Annotated in this window: 19 protein-coding genes; 10 read left to right on the top strand and 9 right to left on the bottom strand. The window is 73.3% G+C overall.

The genetic code is table 11. The annotated features are described in order from the left end of the window. Positions 1 to 82 precede the first annotated feature (82 nt). The gene (locus ASD19_RS11800; RefSeq protein ID WP_374198152.1) at positions 83 to 1,036 is read left to right on the top strand and encodes a 1,4-dihydroxy-2-naphthoate polyprenyltransferase; all 954 of its coding nucleotides are present in this window, start codon (positions 83 to 85) and stop codon (positions 1,034 to 1,036) included. 87 nt (positions 1,037 to 1,123) lie between these two features. Here the strand turns inward: ASD19_RS11800 and ASD19_RS11805 are convergent, their stop codons facing one another. Further along, complete coding sequence (locus ASD19_RS11805; protein ID WP_082543169.1) at positions 1,124 to 1,426, bottom strand: DUF4229 domain-containing protein; 303 nt, start codon at positions 1,424 to 1,426, stop codon at positions 1,124 to 1,126. Between the two features lie 76 nt (positions 1,427 to 1,502). On the opposite strand from ASD19_RS11805, the gene ASD19_RS11810 reads away from it, so the two are divergent. The 3 genes from ASD19_RS11810 to ASD19_RS11820 all read left to right on the top strand — a co-directional run bounded on the left by ASD19_RS11810 (position 1,503) and on the right by ASD19_RS11820 (position 4,621). Further along, a complete protein-coding gene (locus tag ASD19_RS11810) occupies positions 1,503 to 1,964 on the top strand; it encodes a PLD nuclease N-terminal domain-containing protein (RefSeq protein ID WP_055993005.1) in 462 nt (153 codons plus the stop codon). After that, positions 1,924 to 3,666 (top strand): 2-succinyl-5-enolpyruvyl-6-hydroxy-3-cyclohexene-1-carboxylic-acid synthase, encoded by a 1,743-nt coding sequence (gene menD, locus ASD19_RS11815; RefSeq protein WP_082543170.1) that lies wholly within the window; start codon positions 1,924 to 1,926, stop codon positions 3,664 to 3,666. The genes ASD19_RS11810 and menD overlap by 41 nt, the downstream gene beginning before the upstream one ends. An 88-nt stretch (positions 3,667 to 3,754) precedes the next feature. Then, positions 3,755 to 4,621, top strand: coding sequence for a polyphosphate kinase 2 family protein (locus tag ASD19_RS11820; protein WP_055993007.1), 867 nt, complete (start codon positions 3,755 to 3,757; stop codon positions 4,619 to 4,621). 115 nt (positions 4,622 to 4,736) lie between these two features. Here the strand turns inward: ASD19_RS11820 and ASD19_RS11825 are convergent, their stop codons facing one another. After that, positions 4,737 to 6,065, bottom strand: a complete 1,329-nt coding sequence (locus ASD19_RS11825; protein WP_055993009.1) for a bifunctional o-acetylhomoserine/o-acetylserine sulfhydrylase — start codon at positions 6,063 to 6,065, stop codon at positions 4,737 to 4,739. Between the two features lie 132 nt (positions 6,066 to 6,197). Between ASD19_RS11825 and ASD19_RS11830 the strand changes: the two genes are divergently transcribed. From ASD19_RS11830 to ASD19_RS11845, 4 genes are all read left to right on the top strand, one after another. Next, entirely contained in the window at positions 6,198 to 6,992 is a 795-nt protein-coding gene (locus tag ASD19_RS11830; RefSeq protein ID WP_055993011.1) for an SDR family oxidoreductase, read from the top strand. Positions 6,993 to 7,084: 92 nt separating this feature from the next. After that, positions 7,085 to 7,591 carry a phosphoribosyltransferase gene (locus tag ASD19_RS11835; RefSeq protein WP_055993013.1) on the top strand — a complete coding sequence of 169 codons (507 nt, stop codon included), beginning with the start codon at positions 7,085 to 7,087 and terminating at the stop codon, positions 7,589 to 7,591. Positions 7,592 to 7,608: 17 nt separating this feature from the next. Next, on the top strand, positions 7,609 to 8,319 hold the full coding sequence (locus ASD19_RS11840) for a uracil-DNA glycosylase (RefSeq protein ID WP_055993394.1): 711 nt from the start codon (positions 7,609 to 7,611) through the stop codon (positions 8,317 to 8,319). A 31-nt stretch (positions 8,320 to 8,350) separates the two neighbouring features. Beyond that, on the top strand, positions 8,351 to 9,037 hold the full coding sequence (locus tag ASD19_RS11845; protein ID WP_055993015.1) for a GNAT family N-acetyltransferase: 687 nt from the start codon (positions 8,351 to 8,353) through the stop codon (positions 9,035 to 9,037). Here ASD19_RS11845 and ASD19_RS11850 read toward each other — a convergent pair. The 7 genes from ASD19_RS11850 to ASD19_RS11880 form a co-directional block, all read right to left on the bottom strand. Further along, entirely contained in the window at positions 9,028 to 9,855 is an 828-nt protein-coding gene (locus tag ASD19_RS11850; RefSeq protein ID WP_055993018.1) for an NAD(P)H-dependent flavin oxidoreductase, read from the bottom strand. The two genes, ASD19_RS11845 and ASD19_RS11850, sit on opposite strands and share 10 nt — an antisense overlap. An 86-nt stretch (positions 9,856 to 9,941) precedes the next feature. Continuing rightward, on the bottom strand, positions 9,942 to 10,733 hold the full coding sequence (locus ASD19_RS11855; protein WP_442922544.1) for an ABC transporter ATP-binding protein: 792 nt from the start codon (positions 10,731 to 10,733) through the stop codon (positions 9,942 to 9,944). Further along, on the bottom strand, positions 10,727 to 11,512 hold the full coding sequence (locus ASD19_RS11860; RefSeq protein WP_055993019.1) for an ABC transporter ATP-binding protein: 786 nt from the start codon (positions 11,510 to 11,512) through the stop codon (positions 10,727 to 10,729). Before ASD19_RS11860 ends, ASD19_RS11855 begins: the two co-directional genes overlap by 7 nt. Beyond that, complete coding sequence (locus ASD19_RS11865) at positions 11,509 to 12,390, bottom strand: ABC transporter permease (RefSeq protein ID WP_442922545.1); 882 nt, start codon at positions 12,388 to 12,390, stop codon at positions 11,509 to 11,511. The genes ASD19_RS11860 and ASD19_RS11865 overlap by 4 nt, the downstream gene beginning before the upstream one ends. Before the next feature lie 5 nt (positions 12,391 to 12,395). Next, a complete protein-coding gene (locus ASD19_RS11870) occupies positions 12,396 to 13,346 on the bottom strand; it encodes an ABC transporter permease (RefSeq protein WP_055993023.1) in 951 nt (316 codons plus the stop codon). 19 nt (positions 13,347 to 13,365) lie between these two features. Continuing rightward, entirely contained in the window at positions 13,366 to 14,889 is a 1,524-nt protein-coding gene (locus ASD19_RS11875) for an ABC transporter substrate-binding protein (RefSeq protein WP_055993025.1), read from the bottom strand. 47 nt (positions 14,890 to 14,936) lie between these two features. Beyond that, a complete protein-coding gene (locus ASD19_RS11880) occupies positions 14,937 to 15,872 on the bottom strand; it encodes an alpha/beta fold hydrolase (protein ID WP_055993027.1) in 936 nt (311 codons plus the stop codon). Between the two features lie 214 nt (positions 15,873 to 16,086). On the opposite strand from ASD19_RS11880, the gene ASD19_RS11885 reads away from it, so the two are divergent. Both ASD19_RS11885 and ASD19_RS11890 read left to right on the top strand, forming a co-directional pair. Further along, complete coding sequence (locus ASD19_RS11885) at positions 16,087 to 16,572, top strand: carboxymuconolactone decarboxylase family protein (RefSeq protein ID WP_055993029.1); 486 nt, start codon at positions 16,087 to 16,089, stop codon at positions 16,570 to 16,572. Next, complete coding sequence (locus ASD19_RS11890; RefSeq protein ID WP_055993031.1) at positions 16,569 to 17,285, top strand: tyrosine-protein phosphatase; 717 nt, start codon at positions 16,569 to 16,571, stop codon at positions 17,283 to 17,285. Before ASD19_RS11885 ends, ASD19_RS11890 begins: the two co-directional genes overlap by 4 nt. The last annotated feature ends 16 nt before the right edge of the window (positions 17,286 to 17,301 follow it).

The following is a 17,301-nucleotide window of genomic DNA, read 5'->3' on the forward strand; positions in this document are numbered from 1 at the left end:
CGCGCGGTGGTCCGAGAATATAGTCCGTACCCCAACGATCGCAAGACCGGAGGGCGCGGCGTCCGCCGTAGGATCGTGCATCGTGGCGAACAAGAAGACCCGTGGAGTCAGCGGCAACCCGGCCAAGCGCGCGCGTGTGCACACGCCGACCCCGGCGCGGCGTCCCGTCACGGTCGGGGACTGGATCGGCGCCGCGCGCCTGCGCACGCTGCCGCTCGCCGTGTCGCCGGTCGTGATCGGCACGGGCGCCGCGATCCTGGTCGGAGACGTCTTCCACTGGGTGATCGCGCTCGCGTGCCTCGTCGTCGCGGTGTCGCTGCAGATCGGCGTCAACTTCGCGAACGACTACAGCGACGGCATCCGCGGCACCGACGCGCACCGCGTGGGGCCGGCGCGGCTCACCGCCTCCGGGCGTGTGAAGCCGCGCAGCGTGCTGATCGCGGCCTTCGTGTTCTTCGGCATCGCGGCGATCGCGGGCCTGGCGATCACGATCCGGACGCAGCAGTGGTGGTTCCTCGCGGTGGGCGCGGCGTGCATCGTCGCCGCGTGGTTCTACACGGGCGGCCGGCGGCCGTACGGATACAACGCGCTCGGCGAGGTGTTCGTGTTCGTCTTCTTCGGCCTGGTCGCCACGCTCGGCACCACGTGGGTGCAGGCGCAGGCCCTGCCGCAGGAGGCGTGGTTCGGCGCGATCGGCGCCGGCCTGCTCGCCTGCGCCGTGCTGCTCGCGAACAACCTGCGCGACATCGAGCAGGACGCGCGCGTCGGCAAGCGCACGCTCAGCGTGCTGATCGGCCGGCGCTGGACGCAGGTGCTGTACACCGCGTTCGTCCTGCTGGCCTTCGCGACGTCGTGGTACCTGGCGTTCTTCTATCCCGTCGCCTGGCTCGCCTCGCTCGCGCTGCTGGCGGCGGGTCCGGCCATCCTGATCGTCTGGACCTACCGCACGCCGCGCGAGCTGATCACGGCCCTCGCCCTGACCTCGCTCACGTCGCTCGGCTACGCCGGCTTCCTGTTCTGGGCGTTCGTGGGCTGACCTCGTCCGGCTCGAGTGCACACCAGATTTCGTGTGTGTTCGCGTGCCGAATCCACACGAAATCTGGTGTGCACTCGCGGCGGCGGGTCAGCGGTCGTCGCGGAGGGCGCGCTCGTTGGCGGCGTCCTCGAGCTCGTCCTCGAGCTGGCGCTCGGTCTTGGGGCGGTCCGCGGCGGCGCGGCGGGCGGCGAGAGACTCCGAGACGTCGGAGAGCGGGCGCCGGAGGAACAGCACCGAGATGCTCAGCCCGATGAGGGCCGCGAAGATCGCCGCGAGCCACCACAGGCCCTGGAACGCCGGCAGCAGCATCATGAGACCGAAGGGCACGAGGAACGCCGCGAGACGCAGCACCGAGTAGAGCAGGAGCGACAGGCCGGCGGACTTCTTCACCCCTCGAGTCTAGGAGCGGCGCCTGTGCGCCCGCCGGGCCGAGGGGACGCCCAGCCGGCGAGCCTAGGATGAGAAGGTGACACGCCTCTTGATCGTCCTCGGCATCGCGGCCGTGGTGTTCTGGGTCTTCAGCATCGTCGACTGCGCGGTGCAGCCGGCCGGCCGCCACCGCGGCGTCTCGAAGGGCGCCTGGATCGCGATCGTCGTGCTGATCCCGGTGCTCGGCGGCGTGCTCTGGTTCGCGCTGGGCCGCACCCGCCGGCAGGGGCCCGGTCGCGTCGTCGCCCCCGACGACGACCCGAACTTCCTCGGCACGCTGCACGGCGTCTCGGCGCAGGACGAGCGCATCCGCCTCCTGGAGGAGGAGCTCGCGCGCCTCGACGCCGAGACCGACCCGCGCGCGCCGAAGCCCGACGACGTGGAGGCGCGCGCGGAGCCCGGGGACGTGAAGCCGGACGGCGACGGCGACGCGGACGGCGGGTCGCCGACGGATCCGGATGAGCCCGGCCCGGACGACGCGCCGCGCCGGACCCGCTGACGTGACGCCGGACGACCCCCGCGTGCTGCGGTCGCCCGCCGGCGACGCCGCGGCCGCGCTGCTGGACGAGCTCGTCGCGCGGGGCGTGCGCCACGCGGTGGTGAGCCCGGGGTCCCGGTCCCAGGCCCTGGCGCTCGCCGCCGCGGCCCTCGAGCGCTCGGGCAGGATCCGCCTGCACGTGCGCATCGACGAGCGCGTCGCGGGGTTCACGGCGCTCGGCATCGGCCGCGAGACCGGCGCGCCCGCGGCCGTGATCTGCACGTCCGGCACCGCGGTCGCGAACCTGCTGCCCGCCGCGCTCGAGGCGCACCACGCGGGCGTGCCGCTGCTGCTGCTCACGGCCGACCGGCCGCCCGAGCTGCGCGGCGTCGGCGCCAACCAGACGACGGTCCAGCCGGGCATCTTCGGCGGCGCGACGCGGTTCGCGGCGGACGCCGACGTGCCCCAGGGCGACCCGGGAGAGGACGAGGCCGTGCGTGCGCTCGCGCGCGACGCCTACGACGCCGCCACGGGGCCGGTCCCGGGTCCCGTGCACCTGAACCTGCCGTACCGGGAGCCCCTCGCCGGTTCGCTGCCGGAGTGGTTCGCGGCCGGGGAGACCCGCGCGGCCTCCGGTGCGCCGCCGGCTCTTGCGCCCGAGCCCGTCGCGCTGGCCCGCGGCCCGCGCACCGTGGTCGTCGCCGGTGCCGACGCCGGTCCGCGCGCGGAGGAGATCGCGCACGCCGGCGGATGGCCGTTGATCGCCGAGATCGTGAGCGGATCCCGCTTCGGGCGCCAGATCGTGCACGGCTACCGCGCCCTGCTCCGCGACCCCGAGCTCGGCGGACGCATCGAGCGCGCGGTCGTGCTGGGCCACCCGACCCTCTCGCGCGAGGTGACCGCCCTGCTGTCGCGCCCCGACGTCGAGGTCGTCGCGGTGCGCGGCACGGGCGAGGCGCTGGACCTGAACCACCGCACGACGGCCGCCGACGCCGTCGCGGTCGCGCCGGGCGAGCCCGACCGGGAGTGGCTGGGCGCCTGGATGCGGGCGTCGGCCGCGGCCGTCGTCGACCTGGACGCGCCGGCCCCCGATCTCGCGGGCCTCACGTCCACGGACCCCCGCAAGCGCTCGCACGCGGTCGAGGCCGAGCTCGCGGCCGTCCGGCGGCCGCTCGACCGCGAGCAGCTCGTCGCGGCGGTGTGGGCGGCGACCTGGCCGCACGACCGGCTGATGTTCGGCTCCTCGCGCCTCGTCCGGGTCGCCGACGCGGTGCTGCCGGGCAAGCGCGTGCCCGTGCACGCCAACCGCGGGCTCGCGGGCATCGACGGCACGATCGCCACGGGACTGGGCATCGCCCTCGCCAGCCAGGCCGACGGGCGCCCGGGCGTCACTCGCGTGCTGCTGGGCGACCTGACGCTGCTGCACGACGTGGGGGCGCTGCTGCTTCCGGAGAGCGAGACCGAGGGCGAGGGCGGGCCGCGCATCCAGCTCGTGGTCGGCAACGACGGCGGCGGCACGATCTTCGACGGCCTCGAGGTGGCCCGGGTCGCGAGCCCCGACGACATGGCGCGCGTGCAGTACACGCCCCAGGCGGCGAGCCTCGCTGACCTCGCGCGCGCCTACGGCTGGGAGCACACGCGGGTCACGACGCGATCCGCGCTCGACCAGGCGCTCATCGCGCCGGGCGCGCGCCGCATCATCGAGGTGCCGCTCGACCGCTGACCCGGCGGCCTGACACGCGCTCCCGCGCCGGGACACGCGGCCGATCCGTCCTCGTCAGCGGGCGCCGCCGGATGCTTGAATGTCCCGCATGACGGCGAAGAGTCAGGTGCAGTGGACCGAGGACGCGCTGACCGCGCTCCGCGTGGGCAAGGGCTTCCGGCTCGACGACGTCGACCCGGAGTCGACCCCCGGCTACGCGGGCGACAAGGCCGCGAGCAAGGCCGACCTCGCGGCGGGCCTCGCCGAGCTCGCGGAGTACCAGGAGCGGCTGTTCGCCGCGAGCCGCGGGGGCACGTCCAAGGACTCGGTGCTGCTCGTGCTGCAGGCCATGGACTCCGCGGGCAAGGGCGGGATCATCCGGCACGTCGTGGGCGGCGTCGATCCGCAGGGCATCGAGCTGGCGGCGTTCAAGGCGCCCACCGAGGAGGAGCTCGCGCACGACTTCCTGTGGCGCATCGAGAAGCGCGTGCCGCGGCCCGGCATGATCGGCGTGTTCGACCGCTCGCACTACGAGGACGTGCTCATCGGCCGCGTGCGGGGCCTCGCCGAGCCGCAGGAGATCGAGCGCCGCTACGGCGCGATCGTCGACTTCGAGCGGCGCCTGGCGGAGTCCGGCACCCGCATCATCAAGGTCATGCTGCACATCTCGCACGCCGAGCAGGGCGCGCGGCTGATGGAGCGCCTCGAGCGCCCCGACAAGCACTGGAAGTACAACCCCGGCGACGTGGACGAGCGCGCGCGGTGGCCCGAGTACATGGCGGCCTACCAGACCGCCCTGTCGCGCACGTCCACCGACGAGGCGCCGTGGTTCGTGGTGCCGGCGAACCGCAAGTGGTACGCGCGGCTCGCGGTGCAGGCGCTGCTGCTCGAGGTGCTCGAGTCCATCGACCCGCAGTGGCCCGTCGCCGACTTCGACGTCGCCCTCGAGAAGGAGCGCCTGCGGGCGACCCTCTGACGCCGCGCCGGTGGCGCCCCGGCGCTCGACGACGCGAGACCGCAACCCCGCGCCGAGACGGCAGTGGACCACTGCTGTCCGAGCGCGGGATCGCGGTCTCGTCGAAGCGGCGTCGTCAGACGCGCGCGGCGCGGCTCACCTCGCGCGCGGCGGCGAGCGCCTGGTCGAGGTCGGCCAGCAGGTCCTCGACGTTCTCGAGGCCGACCGACAGGCGCACCAGGCCGGGCGTGACGCCCGCGCTGAGCTGCTGCTCGGGCGTGAGCTGCGAGTGCGTGGTCGAGGCGGGGTGGATGACCAGCGAGCGCACGTCGCCGATGTTGGCGAGGTGGCTGAACAGCTTCAGCGAGTCCACGAACGTGCGGCCGGCGTCCACGCCGCCCTTGAGCTCGAACGACAGCACCGCGCCGACGCCCTTGGGGGCGTACGCGTTGGCGGCCGAGTACCAGGGCGAGGTCGGCAGACCCGAGTAGTTGACGGTCGCGACATCCGCGTGGTTATCGAGCCACTCGGCCACGAGCTGCGCGTTGTGCACGTGGCGCTCGACGCGCAGCGACAGGGTCTCGATGCCCTGGATGAGCTGCCACGCGCTCTGCGGCGAGATCGAGGCGCCGAGATCGCGCAGCAGCTGCACGCGCGCCTTGATGATGTACGCGAGCTCGTCGCCCACCGCCTCGGTGTAGACGGCGCCGTGGTACGAGGGGTCCGGCGTGGTCAGGCCGGGGAAGCGGTCGCCGTGCTGCGACCACGGGAACGTGCCGCCGTCGACGATCACGCCGCCGATCACGGTGCCGTGCCCGCCGAGGAACTTGGTCGCCGAGTGCACCACGATGTCGGCGCCGTGCTCGAACGGGCGGATCAGGTACGGCGTCGCGATCGTGTTGTCGACGATGAGCGGCACGCCGGCCTCGTGCGCGGTGTTCGCGACGGTGCGGATGTCGAGCACGTTGATCTGCGGGTTGCCGATCGTCTCGGCGAAGAACAGCTTGGTGTTCGGGCGGACGGCGGCGCGCCACGCGGCAGGGTCGTCCTGGTTCTCGACGAAGGTCACGTCGATCCCGAGCTTCGCGAGCGTGTACTTGAAGAGGTTGTACGTGCCGCCGTAGATCGAGCTCGACGAGACGATGTGGTCGCCGGACTGCGCGATGTTCAGCACCGCGAACGTCGCGGCCGCCTGGCCGCTCGCGAGCAGCAGCGCGCCCGTGCCGCCCTCGAGGGCCGCGAGCCGCTGCTCGACGACCTCCTGGGTCGGGTTCTGGATGCGCGTGTAGATGTTGCCGGTCTCGGCGAGCGCGAACAGGTTCTTGGCGTGGTCCGAGTCGCGGAAGACGTACGACGTGGTCTGGTAGATCGGCGTCGCGCGCGCGCCCGTGACCGGATCCGGCGCCGCACCGGCGTGGATCTGCAGGGTCTCGAAGCGCAGCTGCGCCTGCGGGGCATCGGTCATGACGGACCTCCGGGATCGGAACGAAGTCTGGCGGCCGAGAGAAGGGCCTGATGAGACGTTACGTCGGCCTCCCTGGACGGGCAATGGACGGGAAACGCGGCGTCACATTCTCCGGCCGGTACGGTTGATGTCATGGCGAACAGCGGGGCAGGCGCGGGTCGGCGGGCGGTCGTGACGGGCGCGAGCTCCGGGATCGGGCAGGCGACGGCGCGCGCCCTGCGCGCATCCGGATGGGACGTCGTCGGCGTCGCCCGGCGCGCGGACCGGCTCGAGGCCCTCGCAGCCGAGACGGGGGCCGGCGTGTTCGCGGCCGACCTCACCTCGCAGGCCGACGTCGACGCGCTCGCGGCGCACCTGCGCGCGACCGGCGGGGTCCACGCTCTCGTGCACGTGGCGGGCGGGGCGCGCGGCGCGGACCGCGTCGAGGACGGCGACCCCGGCGACTGGACCTGGATGTACGAGGTCAACGTGCTCTCGGCGCAGAGGCTCGTGAAGGCGCTGCTGCCGCAGCTGCGCGCCGCCGTGCGCGCCGGATCCGGGCACGCGGACACCCTATTCGTCACCTCGACCGCCGCGCAGACCGCGTACCCGGGCGGCGCGGGCTACAACGCGGCCAAGGCGGGCGAGGCCATGCTCGTGAACGCGCTCCGGCTCGAGCTGAACGGCGAGCCGATCCGCGTGATGGAGATCGCGCCCGGCATGGTGCACACCGAGGAGTTCAGCCTCAACCGGCTGGGCAGCCAGGACGCGGCGGCCGGCGTCTACGAGGGCGTCGAGGCGCCGCTCATGGCCGAGGACGTCGCCGACGTGATCGCGTACGCGCTGAACGCGCCGGGCCACGTCAACCTCGACCTGGTCACGATGCGCCCCGTCGCGCAGTCGGCGCAGCACCTGCTCGCGCGCGGCCCGCTGAAGCCGCGCGACTGATCCATCCCCCTTCCCGTGTCTCACTTCGGCGCGGAATCCGGGTCGGATTCCGCGCCGAAGTGAGACATCCGAAAAACACGAAAGGACCCCGCGTGGGAGACACCGACATCCGCGAGCGGCTCACCTGGGACGGCTTCGGCGAGGCGACGCGCGACCTGGCGCGGCGCGTCCTCGACGACGGCTTCGAGCCCGAGGTGGTCGTCGCGATCGCGCGCGGCGGCCTGCTGCCCGCGGGCGCCATCGCCTACGGCCTGGGCGCCAAGAACTGCGGCGCGCTGAACGTCGAGTTCTACACGGGCATCGGCACGGTGCTGGACGCCCCCGAGGTGCTGCCGCCCGAGCTCGACATGGCCTACCTCGACGGCCGCCGGGTGCTGCTGGTGGACGACGTGGCCGACTCGGGCCGCACGCTCGCGCTCGCCGTCGAGCTGCTCAAGGCGCAGGGCGCGGATGTCCGCTCGGTGACGATCTACACCAAGCCGTCGACCATCATCACGCCCGACTACGCGTGGAAGGCCACGGACCTGTGGATCGACTTCCCGTGGTCGGCGAAGGGCACCGTGCGCGAGGAGGACGCCGGGCTCGAGGCGTCGGCCTGAGCATGGTCGGGGCCGTCATGCCGATGACGCTGCCGGAGCTGGCCGACGCGGGGCTCATGGACCGCGGCTGGGCCGAGGCGCTCGCGCCGGTCGCGGGCGACATCGCGGCGCTCGGCGAGCGGCTGCGCGGCGAGGTCGCGGAGGGGCGTGGGTACCTGCCCGCGGGCGACAAGGTGCTGCGCGCGTTCCAGCGCCCGCTCGCCGACGTGCGCGTGCTGATCGTCGGACAGGATCCGTACCCGACCCCCGGGCATCCGATCGGCCTGTCGTTCGCGGTCGAGAGGCACGTGCGCCCGCTGCCTCGCAGCCTGCAGAACATCTACCGTGAGCTGAACGACGACCTGGGCATCCCGCCCGCGCCGCACGGCGACCTGTCGGCCTGGAGCGACCAGGGCGTGATGCTGCTGAACCGCGTGCTCACGGTTCGCCCGGGCGAGGCCGCGTCGCACCGCGGCTGGGGGTGGGAGCGCGTGACCGAGCACGCCATCCACGTGCTCGTCGACCGCGGCGGTCCGCTCGTGGCCATCCTGTGGGGAAGGGACGCGGCGGGGCTCAAGCCGCTGCTGGCCTCGACGGACGGCCGTCCCGGCGTGCCGTGGGTCGAGTCCGCGCATCCGTCGCCGCTGTCGGCGAGCCGGGGGTTCTTCGGCTCGCGTCCGTTCTCGCGCGTGAACGCGCTCCTCGAGGCGCAGGGCGGCAGGCCCGTCGACTGGCGGATCCCCGCCTAGCGGCCGGTGCGCACCATCTAGGCTTGTGCGCATGCTGGAGGAGGAGTACCAGAAGCGCCGCGTGCTGCCCCGACACCTGCGCCGCAAGCCCGAGCCGGAGCGGCCCTTCTCGTACGAGATCCGCCCGGCGACCCTCGCGGACATCCCGGACATCCGCGAGATCTACAACTACTACGTCCGCAACTCGGTCGTCACCTTCGACGAGAAGGCCTGGTCGATCAAGAAGTGGCGCGAGAAGTTCGAGCACCTGCAGAAGCTGGGCCTGCCGTTCCTCGTCGCAGTGTCGCCGACCGGGCAGGTGCTGGGCTACGCGCTCGTCTCGCCGTGGGCGGGCAAGTCGGCGTTCCGCTACACGGTCGAGAACTCGATCTACCTCGGGCAGGCCGCCACCGGCAAGGGCCTCGGCCGCGCGCTCCTGGAGGCCCTGATCGAGGCGTGCGAGGAGATCGGCCTGCGCCAGCTCGTCGCCGTGATCAGCGACAAGGGCGCCGAGGGCTCCATCGCGCTGCACGAGAAGCTCGGCTTCGTCGAGGTCGGCCGGATGGGCAAGGTCGGCTACAAGTTCGACCGCTGGCTCGGCACCGTCTACCTGCAGAAGCAGCTGCACCCCAAGAAGAAGCCGGGCGTGCTGAAGCGGATACTGGGCGCCGCTGCGCCGGCGAGCAGCGACAAGCGAAGCGGGGGAGACAAGGCGGAGGAGTCGACGCCTCAGGCGTAGAGCCCCGCCGCGAGCGACTCCACGACGTCGCCGGCCGGCCGGGCCGCGGTCAGCGCGCGCACTCCGAGCCCGGCGTCGATCGAGCGCGGCTCGCCCGCGAGCACTCGCTCGGGCACGTCCTCGGGCCACGCGTAGCCCGAGCGCCGGTCGAACTCCGACGTGAGGACCGTGTCGGTTCCGCGCAGCATCGCCGTCCGGTCGGCGTCGTCGAGCAGCGACTCCGGGCACGCGGCGAACGCCGTGCCGACCCACACGCCGGCCGCGCCCGTGTCCCTCACGCGCCGCACGTCGTCGGCCGTGGCGATCGCGCCGGCCGCGAGCACGGGCACTTCGACGGCCGCGAGCACGCGGGACAGCAGGTCGGCGAGCCCCGAGAGCGGTCGGCCGTGGCCGCCGCCCTCCAGCCCGCGCGCGACGATCAGGTCCACTCCGGCGGCGGCCGCGCGCTCGGCCCCCGCCACATCCGGCACCTGGGTCACGGTGGCGACGCCGACGTCGTGTGCCCGCGCGACCCAGTCGAAGTCGTCGCCGAAGCTCACCGACAGCAGCACGGGCCGCGCCGCGAGCGCCGCGTCGAGCAGTTCGGGGCGGGAGCGCATGACCCAGTCCACGAGCCCGATCCCGACGCGCACCCCGTCGGGCACTAGGGCCAGCTCGCGCGCGAGGGCTTCGGGCGAGCCGGCGCTGCCCATCCCGATCATGCCGAGCGCTCCCGCCCGCGACACGGCCGTCGCGAGCCGTCCGCCGGCGACGCCGCCCATCGGGGCGCACACGAGCGGATGACGGATGCCGAGGCGGTCGGACCAGGCGGTGCTCACGCCTCGATCCTGCCACGCGGCCGCCGGCCCGATGGCGCGTCCGTGGCGTCGAGGTGGACGCGCCGTGAAGGTCCGGAGGCGCCGTGTCAGCCGATGACGGGGATGGATGCCAGCAGGCGCCGCGTGTACGCGTGCTGCGGGCGCAGCAGCACGTCGGCGGTCGCGCCGTGCTCGACGATCGCGCCGTCCTTCATGACGGCGACCGTGTCGCACAGGCTCTGCACCACGCCGACGTCGTGCGACACCAGCAGGAGCGTGAGCCCGTCGCGCCGCCGCAGCCGGGCGAGCAGCTCGAGGATCTGCGCGCGGACCGTGACGTCGAGCGCGGACAGCGGCTCGTCGCCCACCAGCACGGCCGGCCGGTGCGCGATCGCGCGGGCGAGCGCGATGCGCTGGCGCTGCCCGCCCGAGAACTCGTGCGGGTAGCGCGAGGCCATGTCGGGCTCGAGGCCCACATCCGCCAGCACCTCGCGGACGCGCCCGCGGTGGTCGCCGCCGACGCCGAGCGCCCACAGCGGCTCGGCGACGATCCGCTCGACGGTCATCCGGGGATCGAGCGACGCGTACGGGTCCTGGAACACGATGCCGGTCTGCCGCCGCAGCCAGTGCAGCGACCGTGCGGACGCGGCGGCGTCGACCGGGCGCCCGTCGACCTCGACCGTGCCGGTCGTGGGCCGGTCGAGCCCGAGCAGCAGCCGGATCAGCGTGGACTTGCCCGAGCCGGACTCGCCGATCACGCCCAGCGACGAGCCGCGCGCGACGTCGAGGTCGGTCGGGGCCAGCGCGACGTTCTCGCGCCGCGCCGAGAACAGCGTCTCGCGGGGCAGCGTGTATCGGCGGCTGAGGCCGCGCGCGCGGATGACCGGCTGCGTCACGATGCCTCCCCGCGGAAGAGGGTCGCGGTCGCATCGCGCAGCAGGCCCCGCGTGACCGGATGCGCGGGCGCGCTCAGCAGCTGCGACACCGCGCCGTGCTCGACGACGCGGCCGTGCTCCAGCACGACCCCGTGGGTCGCGACCTGCGAGAGCACGGCGAGGTCGTGCGTGATGAACACCAGCGACATGCCGGAGTCCGCGACCAGCCCCAGCAGCAGCTGCAGGATCTCGGCCTGGATCGTCACGTCGAGCGCCGTGGTGGGCTCGTCGGCGATCAGCAGCCGCGGCCCGCACGCGAGCGCCATGGCGATCGCGACGCGCTGGCGCTGACCGCCCGAGAGCTGGTGCGGGTAGCGGCGGACGATGGCGTCGGGGGCGGGCAGCAGGACACGTCGCGCCTCGTCCACCGCGATGCGCCGGGCCTCGGCGCGCGTGACGTCGCGGTGGATGCGCACGGACTCGGCGATCTGACGGCCGACGGTGCGGATGGGGTTGAGCGCGGTCTGCGGCTCCTGGAACACGATGCCGATCTCGTCGCCGCGCAGCTTCGCGAGCTCCCGGTCCGGGAGCCCGATGAGCTCGCGTCCGTTCCAGCGGATGCTGCCGCGCGCGGTCGCGCCATCGGGCAGGAGCCCCAGGATCGCGAGGGCCGTGAGCGACTTGCCCGAGCCGGACTCGCCGATCAGGCCCACGCGCGCGCCGTCGGGCACCGCGAACGAGATGCCGTCGACGACCGCCCGGCCGCCGATCTCGATCGCCAGGTCGCGCACCTCGAGACTCATGCGACCACCCCCGGAGCGGTGTGCGGAATGGCCTTCGGGCCGGGCACGTGCCGGCCGCGCAGGGTCGGGTCGGTCGCCTCGCGCAGCGCGTCGCCCAGCAGGTTGAGCGCCAGCACCGTGAGGGTGATCGCGAGGCCCGGCCACACGACCGACAGCGGATGCACCTGCAGGTACTGCTGCAGGTCGGCGAGCAGCAGCCCCCACGACGGCTCCGTGACCGAGGCGCCGAAGCCCAGGTACGACAGGCCCGCCTCCGCGAGCACGGCGACGGCCATCGACCACGACAGCTGCACGATGAACACGGGGGCGACGTTGGGCAGCAGGTGGCGGCGCAGGTTCTGCAGCGCGGTGAGGCCCGACGCCCGCCCTGCGAGCACGTAGTCGCTGCGGCTGACGCGGCGCAGCTCGGGGCGCGTGACGCGCGCGATGCTCACGCCGAAGCCGATCCCCACCGACCAGACCACGACCCAGAGCGAGCCGCCCCAGACCGACGAGATCATCATCGCGATCAGCAGCACGGGGAACGCGATCAGGATGTCGATCAGCACAGCGACGGCCTCGCGCGTCCAGCGGGGCGTGAGCGCGCCGATCGAGGCGAGCAGCACGCCCACCGCGGTCGACACCAGGCCCGCGCCGATCGCGACCAGCACGGTGGTGCGGGCGCCCGCCATCACGAGGCTCAGGATGTCGCGCCCCGTGCCGTCGGTGCCGAGCACGTGCGGCCAGCCGGGCAGCCCCCAGCGGTGGGAGATGTCGACCGTGCGGGGGTCGAACGGCGTCCACACGAGCGACACCAGCGCGGTGAGGACGACGACGCCGGCGACGATCAGGCCGAAGCGGCCGGTCGACAGGCGCCACAGTCGCGACGGCAGACCCATCCGGCTCATCCCGCCTCCCTCTGGCGCGGGTCGATCGCGTGGTGCACGAGGTCGACGACGAACCCGATCAGCAGCACGAAGCCCGTCAGCACCAGCAGCTCGCCCTGCACCATCACCAGATCGCGCGAGCCCACGTCGGTCGCGAGCATCCGGCCGATGCCCGGCAGGTTGAACACCAGCTCGATCACGACGGCGCCGACCACGATGCCGGCCACCTGCAGACCGAGCACGGTCACGATCGACAGGCCGACCGACGGCAGCCCGTGACGGATGAGCGCCTGCGTGCGCGTGAGGCCCTTGGCGGCGCCCGTGCGCACGAAGTCCTGGCCGACCGCCTGAAGCGTGGCGCTGCGCACGAAGCGCAGCAGCATGGCCCCCTCGACGACGCCGATGGTGAGCGCGGGCAGCATGAGCGACCGCAGGGCAAGGCCCGGGGCGGCCCATCCGGACCGCGGGAACCCCTGCGCGGGCAGCCAGCCCAGCACCACCGCGAACAGCACGACCAGCATCATGCCCGCCCACACGACCGGAACGGCCGCGAGGCCCTGCGACACCACGCTGATCGCGGTGCCGTCCGCGCGTCCCCGCCGCACGGCCGACAGGACGCCGAACGGCACCGAGATGAGCAGCGCGATGAGCATGGACAGGATGCCGAGGGGCAGCGTCACCTGCGCCTTCTCCCACAGCTCGTCCGCGACGGGGGACCCCGTCAGCATCGAGACGCCGAGGTCGCCGTGCAGCACGCCGCCGATCCAGTCGGCGTACTGCTCCCACAGAGGCCGGTCGAGCCCCAGCTGCCGCCGGATCTCGGCGACCTGCGCGGCCGATCCCTGCGTGCCGGCGATCAGCTGCGCCACGTCGCCCGGCAGCACGCGCAGCACCGTGAAGATGAGCGCGCTCGCGACGAGCAGGCCGACCGCCAGCAGGGTCAGTCTCGTCAGCAGGTATCGGATCACCGGCGCTCCGGCGCTCGCGTCACTCGGTCGCGAGCGTGACAGCGGACAGGTCGATGCGCGAGTTGATCGAGTGCACGGGGAAGCCCTGGACGCCCGGACCGACCGCCGTGATGGTCTCCCCCGTGTACAGCCAGTCGGCCGCGTGGTCCTCCGACACGATGCGCGCCGCCTGGGCGAGCAGTTCGGCCGACTCGTCGGGGTCGACCGTGCTCGTCGCCTCGGCGTACAGCTCCTGCACCTCGGCGTTGTCGTAGCCGAAGTAGTAGTCGGGGTTCGCGAAGTTGCCGAAGTCGCGGGGCTCCACGTGCAGCACGAAGCTCAGCTGGTAGTCCTTGTTCGTGTACACGTCCTGCAGCCACGTCGGGAACTCGACCGGGTCGACCTTGAGCTCGACGCCGATGTCGTTGAACGCCGACACCAGGAACGTCGACACGGTCGTGCCGTAGAACGACGGGATCGTGAGCTCGAGCTCCAGGTCCTCCTGACCGGCCTCCGCGAGCAGCTCCTTGGCGCGCTCGGGGTCGAACGGGGCGACATCCGACAGGTCCTCGTAGCCGGGGTCGAGCGCCGGGATCGGGCCGTACTGCGTGGTCGCGGCGCCCACGGCCTCGACCAGCGCCTCGTGGTCGATCGCCAGGCGCAGCGCCTCGCGCACGCGCACGTCGTCGAGCGGTGCGGCCTGGTTGTTGAACGCGAGCGTCGCCTTGTCGGTGGTCGCGCCCCGCGTCAGGGTGAAGCCGTTCTGCCCGTCCAGCTGCGGCGCCAGGTCGGCCTGCACGGCCGTCAGGACGTCGAGGCTGCCGTCGAGGGCGGCGTTGACGCCGGCCGTGAAGTCGGGGATGTAGCTGACCTCGACCGCGGCGACGCCGGCGGCCTCGCCCCAGTACTCGTCGTTGCGCGTGAAGGTGATGCCGTCGCCCTGGCTCCAGTCGGCGAGGGTGAACGGCCCGGTGCCGTTCGCGGCGGTCTTCAGGTCGGTCTCGTCGCCCTCGTCGAACACCAGGCCCGCGCGGCCCGTCAGGGCGAAAAGCAGGTTCTGGTCGGGCTGGTCGAGCGTCAGGACGACCGTGCGGTCGTCGGGCGCGTCCACGGCCACGACGTGCGCGAGCTGGTCGTGTCCGATCAGCGTCTCGTCGTTGCGGACCTGGTTGTAGGTCTCCACGACGTCCGACGCCGTGAGCTCACCCCCGCCGTGGAAGGTCACGCCCTCGTTGAGCGTGAACGTGTAGGTGAGGCCGTCCTCCGACACCTCGTACTCGCTCGCGAGCGACGGCACGATCTCGTTCTCCTCGGTGCGGGTCACGAGACCCTCGTACACGTTGTCGATCAGGATCTGCTCGAGCGCGGCGCCCGACGTGTGACGGATGTCGAGGTTGTCGGGCTCCAGCACCAGGCCCAGCCGCAGAGTCGCGTCGGGGTCGGGCTCGCCTGTCGGGCCCGGCTGAGGCGAGCCGGTGCACCCGGCCAGCGCGAGCGCGGCGATGCCGAGGCCCGCCACGGCGGAGCGGCGCAGAAGCGCGGGGCGCGAGGAGAAGCTGTGCATGGGTGTCCTTTCGGATCGGCGCGGCGGGCGCCGGCTGGGGCCGGCCCTCAGGGCCGCGTCCCGTTCGGGTGGATCCGGGAGGCGATGAGCTCGGCGAGCTCGACGGGTGCCGCCTCCTGGACGTTGTGCGGGGCCGCGAGCGCGACCACCTCGGCATCGTGCAGGCGTCGGGCGAAGTCGTCGGCCGCTGCGGTGTCGACGTAGCCGCGCTCGCCGCGGATCAGCAGGAGGGGAGCGCGGACGGCGGCGAGGTCGTCCCATCCGGACTCGTCGACCAGCGCCGGGGTCGCGGCGTCGGCCGGCGCGGCGAGCGCCTGCTGGGCGATGCGGGCGAAGTGGTGCTTCCACTCGACGCGACCGTCGTCGCGCACGCGCGTGTTGTGGAAGACGCCACGGCGCGCGTCCTCGAGCGAGCCGCCGAGCCCGAAGCCCATGGCGTGCTCGACCGCGGCCTCGCGTGAGTCGAAGTCCGTGCGCTCGTAGAACCGGCGCAGCTCGGCCGATCCGCCGCCCCCGCTCGCGCCCGGCGTGATGTCGACGAGCACGAGCGAGGCCACCAGATCCGGGCGCTGCGCGGCGACCGCGGCGGCCGTGATGCCGCCGAGCGAGTGGCCGACGAGCACCACGGGGGCCGCGGCCCACTCCTCGATGCCCAGGATGACGTCGGGCGCGAGCGTGCGCGGCCGGTAGTCGGCGTCGTCGCGCCAGGTCGAGTCGCCGTGACCCGGCAGGTCGATCGCGAGCACGGGCGCGCCGAGGGCCAGTGCCGTGGTGTCCCACGTGTGCGCGTTCAGTCCCGCGCCGTGCAGCAGGACGACCTGGGGGAGGCCGGTGCCGAGGCGCAGGGCGCTGAGCGCGCGACCGTCGGGCAGGTCGAGGGCGAGGCGCTCGGCGGAGGGCGCCTCGCGGCCCCGGCGCTCGGCCTGGCCGGGCAGGTACGCGAACTCGTCGCGCGTGCGCGCGGCGGTCGGGTTCTCTGTCACGGATCCGGCTGCTTCCTGCGAGGATGGTGCCCGGTGGCGGGCGGGACGCGTCCATTCTGCCGCTCCCGCGAGGCCTCGGGATGCTCGCGGAGCAAGGTGCACGGTCTTGGTCCCATTGTGGTGCGCTTAACCCGAAGTCATACGTTCATCCATTGTGCACTCTGATTTCGTGCCTTCCGGGCGGGCGCTCTGATCGCCTCGGTAAAGTGTCAGCATGGACCAGCCGCGGGTGCATCTGTCGAAGTCCGAGCCGACCGCCTACAAGGCGCTCGACGCGTTCTCGCGCGAGGTCGGCCGCATCGCGCGGGAGAACGGCATCGACGACCGCCTCAAGGAGCTCGTGCTGATGCACTGCTCGCAGCTCAACGGCTGCGCGTACTGCACGCGCATCCACTCCGACCGCGCGCTGGCCGCCGGGGTCACGTTCGACGACCTCGCCCAGCTTCCCGTCTGGCGCGAGTCCGGCGTCTTCTCCGATCGCGAGCGCGCGGCGCTCGAGCTCGCCGAGGCGTACACGTTCATCCATCGCGGCGGCATCCCCGAGGACGTCTACGAGCGCGTGGGCGCCGTGCTCACCGAGAAGGAGTACCTCGGCGTCAGCTGGCTGTGCGTCTCGATCAACTCGTTCAACCGCGTGGTGATCGCCGGACGCTACCCGGTTCCCCGGCGCGACCCCGCCGGCGCCCCGGCCGGAGCGTGACCGCGGGAGAGAGCCTCGTCCCGGGCTCGGTCAACTTCCGCGACGTCGGAGGGCTGCCCGCCGGCGAGGGTCGGACGCGGTCGGGGGTGCTGTATCGCTCGGGCAACCTGGCCGCGGTCGACGAGCTCGGCGGCGCGGCGTTCCGCGCACTGGGCGTGCGCCGGATCGTCGACCTGCGCGACGACGACGAGGTCGAGCACGCGCCGAGCCGCGTCGGGGACGTCGAGACGCTGCGGGTGCCCCTGTTCCTCGGGTCGCTCGCGTCCTTCTTCCTCGACGACATGACGCTCATCGAGATGTACCGCGCGCTCCTCGAGCGCGCGGGCGACCGGCTGGTCACGGCCGTGCGCGGCATCCTGGGTGCGCAGCCCGTGCTCGTGCACTGCACGGTCGGCAAGGACCGCACGGGCGTGACGGTCGCGCTCGCGCTCGCCGCGGTGGGTGTGGACGAGGACGCCGTGATCGCGGACTACGCCCGGACCGAGGGGATGCTCCCCGCGTGGCGCAACGAGCAGGCGCTGGCGCGGATGCGCGCCGTGTATCCGCACGCCCGGAACCTCGAGGAGCTCGCGAGCCGGTCGCCCGCGCACGTGATGCGGACCATCCTCGACGAGATCCGCGCGCAGCACGGCTCCGCGGCGGGGTTCCTGCACGCGCACGGCCTGCGCGACGACGAGCTCGCCGACCTGCGCCGCGTGCTGATCGAGGAGTGAGCCGCGCGCTCGCCCC

Source organism: Microbacterium sp. Root53, from assembly GCF_001426925.1.
In the GTDB taxonomy this organism is placed as follows: domain Bacteria; phylum Actinomycetota; class Actinomycetes; order Actinomycetales; family Microbacteriaceae; genus Microbacterium.